The sequence below is a fragment of the Streptomyces sp. NPDC004561 genome (genome assembly GCF_053602155.1).
In genome coordinates this window covers 1-7,510 of sequence record NZ_JBSGDB010000431.1, presented here as the reverse complement: position 1 = coordinate 7,510, position 7,510 = coordinate 1, and the positions used below count along the sequence as shown (strand labels likewise).

At 72.8% G+C, this 7,510-nt stretch carries 7 protein-coding genes and 1 pseudogene; 5 read left to right on the top strand and 3 right to left on the bottom strand.

Going from position 1 to position 7,510, the window contains the following annotated elements:
• Positions 1-80: 80 nt before the first annotated feature.
• Positions 81-227: pseudogene (locus ACWEN3_RS36730) on the bottom strand (hydrophobic protein); the annotation flags it as partial.
• Positions 228-474: 247 nt separating this feature from the next.
• Between ACWEN3_RS36730 and ACWEN3_RS36725 the strand changes: the two are divergent.
• A complete protein-coding gene (locus ACWEN3_RS36725; protein ID WP_452980123.1) occupies positions 475-648 on the top strand; it encodes a CsbD family protein in 174 nt (57 codons plus the stop codon).
• A 160-nt stretch (positions 649-808) separates the two neighbouring features.
• Here ACWEN3_RS36725 and ACWEN3_RS36720 read toward each other — a convergent pair whose 3' ends face one another.
• Entirely contained in the window at positions 809-1,714 is a 906-nt protein-coding gene (locus tag ACWEN3_RS36720; RefSeq protein ID WP_452980120.1) for a GHMP family kinase ATP-binding protein, read from the bottom strand.
• 317 nt (positions 1,715-2,031) lie between these two features.
• Between ACWEN3_RS36720 and ACWEN3_RS36715 the strand changes: the two genes are divergently transcribed.
• The 3 genes from ACWEN3_RS36715 (at position 2,032) to ACWEN3_RS36705 (ending at position 6,142) form a co-directional block, all read left to right on the top strand.
• Complete coding sequence (locus ACWEN3_RS36715; protein WP_452980117.1) at positions 2,032-2,823, top strand: alpha/beta fold hydrolase; 792 nt, start codon at positions 2,032-2,034, stop codon at positions 2,821-2,823.
• Positions 2,824-3,030: 207 nt separating this feature from the next.
• Positions 3,031-3,453, top strand: a complete 423-nt coding sequence (locus tag ACWEN3_RS36710; protein ID WP_452980114.1) for an effector-associated constant component EACC1 — start codon at positions 3,031-3,033, stop codon at positions 3,451-3,453.
• Between the two features lie 406 nt (positions 3,454-3,859).
• Complete coding sequence (locus ACWEN3_RS36705) at positions 3,860-6,142, top strand: AAA family ATPase (RefSeq protein WP_452980111.1); 2,283 nt, start codon at positions 3,860-3,862, stop codon at positions 6,140-6,142.
• A gap of 157 nt (positions 6,143-6,299) precedes the next feature.
• Here ACWEN3_RS36705 and ACWEN3_RS36700 read toward each other — a convergent pair whose 3' ends face one another.
• Positions 6,300-6,827 (bottom strand): carboxymuconolactone decarboxylase family protein, encoded by a 528-nt coding sequence (locus ACWEN3_RS36700; RefSeq protein ID WP_452980108.1) that lies wholly within the window; start codon positions 6,825-6,827, stop codon positions 6,300-6,302.
• Between the two features lie 193 nt (positions 6,828-7,020).
• Between ACWEN3_RS36700 and ACWEN3_RS36695 the strand changes: the two genes are divergently transcribed.
• The coding region (locus ACWEN3_RS36695; protein ID WP_452980105.1) for a sigma-70 family RNA polymerase sigma factor at positions 7,021-7,510 on the top strand (490 nt) is incomplete at its 3' end.

Below are 7,510 nucleotides of genomic sequence, written 5' to 3'. Positions count from 1 at the left end.
CTTGTGCGGTCGGCGCAGTAGCAGACGTCCAGGCCCAGCTTCTCGGACTCGACGACGAAGTCCGCCTGCCGGGACCAGTATTCGCCGCCGCTGCCCGCGGGCCGGACGAGGAAGCCCAGCAGCCATACGACGAGCACGATCACCGCGATCCACCACAGGGCCTTCAGCGCGAAGCCCGCGCCGAAGAGGATCAGAGCCAGAAGCAGAACCAGAAGCAGGGGAACCATTGTTATCGACCTCCTGGCCACCGAATGCCCTTGCCGCATCCCCGCACGCACACAAAATGCTGGTTATTTCCACGCGTTGAAGGGAATCCGCGTGCACCGCGCCATTCCCCCACTTCCGCATCCCACGCACCTCGGCCCGGCAATACGGCACACGCGAAAAGCCGTGTTGCCCGTACGTTTAGCGGCCGCGTGACGGGTCATGCGCACTGCCGGCACCGGACACCGGCAACCGAGGAAGGTGAGCAGCATGGCCGCCAGCGAGAAGGCCCGAGCCAAGGTCGAACAGGCAGTGGGGAAGGCCGCACAGGCAGCCGGACACGCCGTGGGCAACGACAAGCTCATCGCCAAGGGGCACGCCGCACAGGCCGCGGGCGAGGCCCGGGAGCGCAAGGAATCCCTCAAGGACACCGGCCACCACTGACCGGCGAGCGGCACCGACGCCGGGGGCGGTCCCGTCACCGGGGCCGCCCCCACCCCTTCCCAATAGCCGACGCGGTAAGGCCGGATCCGACCACGTCCACCGGCAGGGTGGTGAAGGCCTGCTGGATGATCACATCCTGGGCGACGTACTCGGGGCCGTCTCAGCCGTCGACTTCGAACTCCCAGCGTTCGGAGATTCCGATGTCCCGCAGGAGCTTTGCTCCATGGGCGGTCCTGGTGTCCGTGTCCGGATCTGCGGGGTCGAAGATCAGACCGGCGATGTCGCCGCTGTGGGCGGTCTGCACACCCGTCGCCCCCACTTCCGCGGCGACGGCCAGAATCCGCTCGAACCGGGGGATCGGAAGGTGTTCCTGATTGATGCGCGTGCTGGCGGTCGCGACTTCGCCGAGCAGTACGACGTCCTTGTCACGGACCGCCTGCCGGAGGGCGCCCCGGAGTTCGGCGAAGCGGCCGATCTCCCGTGGGCGGTAACGGGCGGGCGGCAGGGCGAGGGTGTCCACACCGGCGCCTGTTCCCGCGCCCACGCCGGACCCGAATCCCAGGATGCGCAGGGGTGGCAGCGGCGCGCCGAAGTCCTCGATGACCTCGCCCTCGCGGTGGGCGAAGAGCACGGTCGCGCCCGTGAACATCACGGCGTCCGAGGCCTGTTCGGCCCGTACGGCCAGGCGGGCGACCTCCTCCCGCGGCAACGGGCGGGTGAAGGCGTCCCGCACCGCGCCGATGGCCGCGACGACGTCGGCCGTCGACGAGCCGAATCCGCGGCCCACGGGGACGTCGTCGGAAAGCACCAGGTGCCCGCCGGCGGGAATTCCCAGCGCGGTGAGCGCCAGTTCCGCGGCGCGCCGGGCCTTCTTCTTCCAGGGCGGTGACACGGTGACCGCTCCCCCGCCGTCCGGTGTGAACTCCGCGCGGACGGCGTGCATGCGGCACGGCAGAGTGACGAGTCCACGCCGCAGGCCGCCTCGGTGCCGGAAGACGCCCTGGAGGATCTCACCGTGATGAGTGGGCGCCGAGGCCCGTCCGGCCCTGCCGGTGAACCGGTTCAAGCCGTCACCTCTTCCCTCGGGGCCAGGAGGGAGTGTCCGCCCAGTTTGTGCAGCGGGTCTACTACGGTAGGCACGCCGCGCGCAACGAGCCCAAGGCCGAGCTGATGCGCGGCAAGCCGTCGAAGACCGCGCGGGCCGACGGCGGCGTGTGGCGTCTGCCCGCCGCAGCCGAGCCTGGCCGGCCGACCGGCCGGCCGAGTCGCCCACCCGTCACACGACGACCGGGGACATGTGTCCTACCGTGTCGACGAACGGCCGCCCGGCAGGTGCGCGCGGCGGCCCTCCTCCGACCCGTCCCCGCCGCCGGAAGGAACGCCGTGCCGTACACCACGACCTCGCGAGGGGTCCGCATCGCCTACCAGACCCGTGGCGACGGCCCGGCGCTCGTCCTGCTCGCGGGTCAGGCGAACGACCACCACTGGTGGGACGGCGTGCGCGACGACTTCGCCGGTTCCCGGAGCACCGTCACGCTCGACTACCGCGGCACCGGCGACAGCGACAAGCCCCGAACGCCGTACAGCACCGGCGAGTTCGCCGACGACGTCGTGGCGGTGCTCGACGCACTGGGCGTGGGCCGGGCGGACGTGTACGGCACGTCGATGGGCGGGCGCGTGGCCCAGTGCCTGGCCGTGCACCACCCGGAGCGGGTGCGCGCCCTGGTGCTCGGCTGCACCTCGGCCGGCGGCCGCCACGGCATCGAGCGGAGCGACGAGGTCCGCAGGTCCCTGGTGCGGTCCGACCCCGCCGAGGCGCGGCGGGCGCTGCTGGAGCTGATGTACACGCCGGCCTGGCTCGCCACTCATCCGGGTCCCCACCACACGCTCGGCGACCCGGACATGCCGCCGCACGCCCGGCGCGGACACCTGATCGCGAGCGACGGCCACGACGTCTGGGACGCGCTGCCGGGCATCACGGCGCCCACCCTGGTGCTGCACGGCACCGACGACCTGCTCAACCCCACCGCCAACGCGCCGTTGCTGGCCGCGCGGATCCCCGGCGCCCGGCTGGAGCTGATCCCGGGCGCCCGGCACGCCTACTTCGAGGAGTGCCGCGACATCGCCGGCCCGCTCGTCCTGGAGTTCCTCGACCAGAAGGTGTCACACCCCTGACCCGCGTCGACGATCCGGCGGCCTCGGCGACACACACCGCGTCCGGCATGCCGTCCTCGACCACCAGCGCGGTCCCTTGGCTGGCGTGAATTCGACCCTCGGCGGGGTGGAGGGATGGCAGAAAACCCCTTGCTCATGGGGAAGATGAGACCCTGAGTGTTCCGTACGCCGCACCGGGCGTGCGCGCACGGCACGGGGGAAAAGTGCATGGGCGAGGTGCAGATCAGCTTGCGGAGCGCCGCGAGCGCCGGTTCACTGGCCGGATGGCTCCGGCGCGACCCCGCGGTGGCCCGGTCCGGCGCCGAGATCGCCCCGGCCGGTGCGTCCCGGCCTGAGCCGCCCTCGGGCGCCATGGGCACCGTCGACACGGTCACGGCACTGGTCGACAGTGGCGTCGGCCTGCTCGGCCTGCTGGTCTCCGTCGCTGCCTGGCGGCGGCCGCACGGTACACAACCCCCCGTCGTACGGGTCACGGAGAGCGACGGGACCCTGCTGGAGGGCACCGCCGAGGACGTCCTCAGGGTGCTTCGGGCGCGCCGGGAGCAGGTCCGGACGCTGGACGAGGACGCGGACCGGGACTCGGACCAGGACGCGGACCGGGGGCCGGCGCCCGAGCACGGTGACGCATGAGCACACGGCTGTCCGATCCGGCGGCCTCCCGGGCGGTCCTGATCGGCGTCCACCGGTATGCCCAGGACTCCGCCCTCGCCCAACTGCCCGCGGTGGAACGGAACGTCGTGGCACTGCGGGACGCGCTGCGTGACACGAAGGTGTGGGGCCTGGCCGAGCCGGACTGCCGGGTGCTCGGCCCGGAAGCCGACGTCGGCACTGTCATGAAGGCCATCGACAGCGCCGTGCACCAGGCCAGGGACACACTGCTGGTCTACTTCGCGGGACACGGGCTGCTGCATCCCGACCGGCCGACCGAGCTGCACCTCGCCCTGCACGACTCCAACGACCACCAGATGTGGCGCTCACTGCCGTACGCCCACATCCGCGACGAGGTGCGGGCCGCCCACCGACGACGCGGGCTGAAGTGCGCGGTGGTCCTGGACTCTGCTTCAGCGGCGCCGCCCTGGAGGGCGCCATGGGCCGGCACGAGGCGGTGCTCCAGCAGGTCTCCGACATCGACGGCGTCTGCGTGCTCACCTCCAGCGCGGCCACCGAACTCGCCTTCTCGCTGCCCGGCGAGGAGCTGTCCGCGTTCACCGGCGCGCTTTTCGGCCTATTGCGCGCGGGCCTGCCCGAGGCCGGTCCCGTGCTCGACTTCGGCACCCTGCACGGCCGTCTGCGGGGGGAACTGGCCTCGCGCGAGCAGCCCCAGCACCCGCAGCTCGGTGCGCACAACTCGGGTGAGCGCATCGCCATCTTCCGTAATCCCGCGTACATACCCCACACGTCACCCGCCAAGAGGCACGGCCCGGCCGTCCCGTCGCCGCCCGAGCGGCTGTTCGGCCGTGACCGCGAACTGCGGGAACTGGCCACCGAAGCGGCTCGTGGTCCCGGCGCGCTGATCCTCCACGGGCCGCCGGGCGTGGGCAAGTCGGCGCTCGCGGCCGAGCTGTACCGGCGGCTCACCGCCGACCCGGCCCTCGGCACGTCCGACGGCGCCGATCGCCGCCCTCCCCCCGGCATGCCGGTCGTGCTGCTCGACGACATCACGGACGCCTGGGACGTCGCCCGGGCGGTCGCGGCCGCGCCGCACGCGCTGGTCATGGTCACCAGCCGCACCTCCCTCACCGACGCGGTCGGCCGCCGGCACGCGCTGGCTCCACTGGATCTCGGTCACGCGGTGGCGATGCTGCAGGACCTCAGCGGGCTCACCGGGCACGACGCGGAACTCACCGAGATCGCCCGGCTGCTCAGCTGCTTCCCGCTCGCCCTGCGCCCCATCGCCGCCCGGCTCCGCCGTACCCCGCCCGACCTGCTGCTGGAGGCGATGCGCGAGTCGGAACGGCCGTTGCAGCACCTGCACTCCGACGACGACCGGGTGCGTACGGCGTTCACCGTGTCGTACGACGCGCTCACCGAGGACCAGAAACAGGTGCTCGACGACTGCGCCAGCCACCCCGGTCCCGACTTCGACCGCCACTCCGCCGCCGCGATCAGCCAGCGGCTGCCGGGCATCTGCGGGTTGATGCTGGAGGAACTGGTGGACGCGGGCCTGCTCCAGCGCGCCGACGGCCGCTACGCCTTCCACGACCTCTACCGCAGCTATTCGCACACGAGGGCGGGCACGAAGGCCGCGCGACGCACCTTGCTCTACCGGCATCTTCGCCAGGCCCTGAAGGACGCCCGCGGCGGCGGCACCCGCAAGTCCTGGCGGGGCGCCGCGCTGGCCGAGCTGCGCGCGGCGGCCCGTGCCTCGCGCGAGGACGGCTGGCAGCTGGCGACCGATCTCAGCTGCGAGGTGGCCGACGCCCTGCGCGAGGAGCAGCAGCCCGTCGAGGCGAAGGAGGAAGCGGACGCCGCCTACCGGTATGCGACGGCCCTGCGGGACGGCCGCGCGATAGCACGGGCCCGGGGCTGCCTGGCCCTGCTGGGCGAGGCGGCCGGCCCTGGGCGACGGCCGCCGGACCTCGACGTCCCGGCCGCGCGCAAGGAACTGGCCGAGAACCTGAAGCACACCGCCGAGACGGCCCGCACCTCGTCCGAGCACACCGCCGACCGCGGGCGCCGGCTGACGTCCCTCGCCGAGCGCGCCCTGGCCGCCGGTCTCGTCGAGGAAGCCATGCAGTTCCAGGCCGACGCCCACGCCTGCCTGGAGGAGGCGGGCGACGCGGGGCTGCTGGCGGAGTGCCTGGTCGGACAGGCCGCGCTGCACATGTACGTCGCCCAGTACCCGGAGGCGTCGGAGCTCGCCCGGAAAGCGGCCGCGCTCCTCGACGAGCAGGGAGACCAGCAAGGGGCCGCGCATGCGTACGCGGCTGCCGCCGAGGCGCTGCGCAAGTCCGACGAGCTGGATCTGGCCGCCCGCCACGCCTGGCTGGCACTCGCGCGCTTCCGCACCCTGGACGATCCCGCCGCCCTCGGCTACGCCTACCGGCTGGCGGCGAAGATCGCATGGGCGCAGGGCAACGACACCCAGGCGCATCGCTTGATGAGGCAGGCCCAGGAACTGCACCGCATCTCACGCGCCGAGGAAGGCCCCTCCACCCGGGCCATCGCCCACCCGTCGCGCTCCCGGGACACCGATCGGCCCACGCCGGAACAGCCGGGGTCGCCGGAACAGCCGCCGGAGTCGCCGGAGTCGCCGGAGTCGCCGGAGTCGCCGGAGTCGCCGGAAGAACACGAACCCGAGGTGGACGAAAGCGCCTGACGGCCATCGACCGTCCGGTGACGGCCGGTTCACCTGCGAACCGTGACCGCCGGGCCCCGCACATACAGGCAGACCCGCGCGTGGCACCCCGGCCGCGCCGCACGCTCCCCTGAAGCGGCCGGGGCTTCGCGACGGGTCCACCCCGGCCGACGGGATCTCACCTGCTGTAGTTCTTGCCCGGGGGCCTGCCGGGGATCGGCTTGCCGACGAGCGCGACCGGGATGAACAGACCCAGGTGGCCCAGCGCCACGGTGAGGTGCCAGATCTCCGCGTCGGCGTAGTGGCGGGACGCCCTGGCGAACAGCTCGTCCGAGACACGCTCCCCGAACGGGTTCGGGGTGAGGACGGCCTCCGCGAGTTCCAGCGCGACGCGTTCGGCGTCGGTGAAGCAGGGGGCGCCCTGCCATGTCGCCACGGCCGTGATGCGCCTCTCCTCCTCCCCGGCCTTGCGGAGGCCGTCGGTCATCGCGACGCAGTGGTAGGTGCTGCCGACGATCTGCGCGGCGCGCAGCAGCATCAGGGTGATGGTGGTCTGCGGGACCGGACCGTTGCGGACGGCCTTGTGCACGGCACCGGAGAGGGCCGCCAGGTCGGGGTAGAGCCGGGTGAGGTCGGGCAGGCGCGACCGGATCCCGTCCTGCGTCCCGTCCTGCTGGGCGGCGGTGCCGCTGGTGGAAGTGGTCATGGTGGAGTCGCTCCTTCGAGCCGTCGGCGGTGCCCGGTGGGCGGGGTGATCCGCGCTCCGGGCGTGCTTCCACCGGTCCGACAGCGCAGCGCCCCGGATTGTGAGGCGGGGCGTCGCCGTCGTATGTCACAAACGGCCGCGCTGTCCGGTCGGACTGGTGAGAACGGACGCTACGGAGGGAGTCCGCGCCATCATGTCCACCCGATCCGCGCCGGAGCCCGCCCCGGTCACCGGTGAGCGGCGCCAACTGATCGACATCGCCTACCGGATGCTCGGCTCGCTGGCCGACGCCGAGGACGCCGTCCAGGAGGCCTACGCCCGCTGGTACGCCATGTCCCGCCGGGAGCAGGAGGCCGTCAGGTCCCCCGGCGCCTGGCTGACGACGGTGGCCAGCCGCGTCTGCCTCAACCAGCTCGGCTCGGCACGGGCGCGGCGGGAGCACTATGTGGGCGAGTGGCTCCCCGAGCCGCTGCCCGACCCGGCCGAGTGGAACGGCGGCCGGCCGCACGGCATCGCCTCCGACCCGGCCGACCGGGTGACCCTCGACGAGTCGGTCGGCATGGCCTTCCTGGTCGTCCTGGACTCGATGTCCCCGGCCCAGCGCGTCGCCTTCGTCCTCCACGACGTCTTCCGGTACCCCTTCGCCGAGGTGGCCGCGATCGTCGGCCGTACACCGGCCGCGT

Bases quoted from the DNA above. Each gene is read 5' to 3' on its own strand.
- ACWEN3_RS36700 (WP_452980108.1), bottom strand. From the start codon at position 6,827: ATGACCACTTCCACCAGCGGCACCGCCGCCCAGCAGGACGGGACGCAG.
- ACWEN3_RS36725 (WP_452980123.1), top strand. From the start codon at position 475: ATGGCCGCCAGCGAGAAGGCCCGAGCCAAGGTCGAACAGGCAGTGGGG.
- ACWEN3_RS36710 (WP_452980114.1), top strand. From the start codon at position 3,031: ATGGGCGAGGTGCAGATCAGCTTGCGGAGCGCCGCGAGCGCCGGTTCA.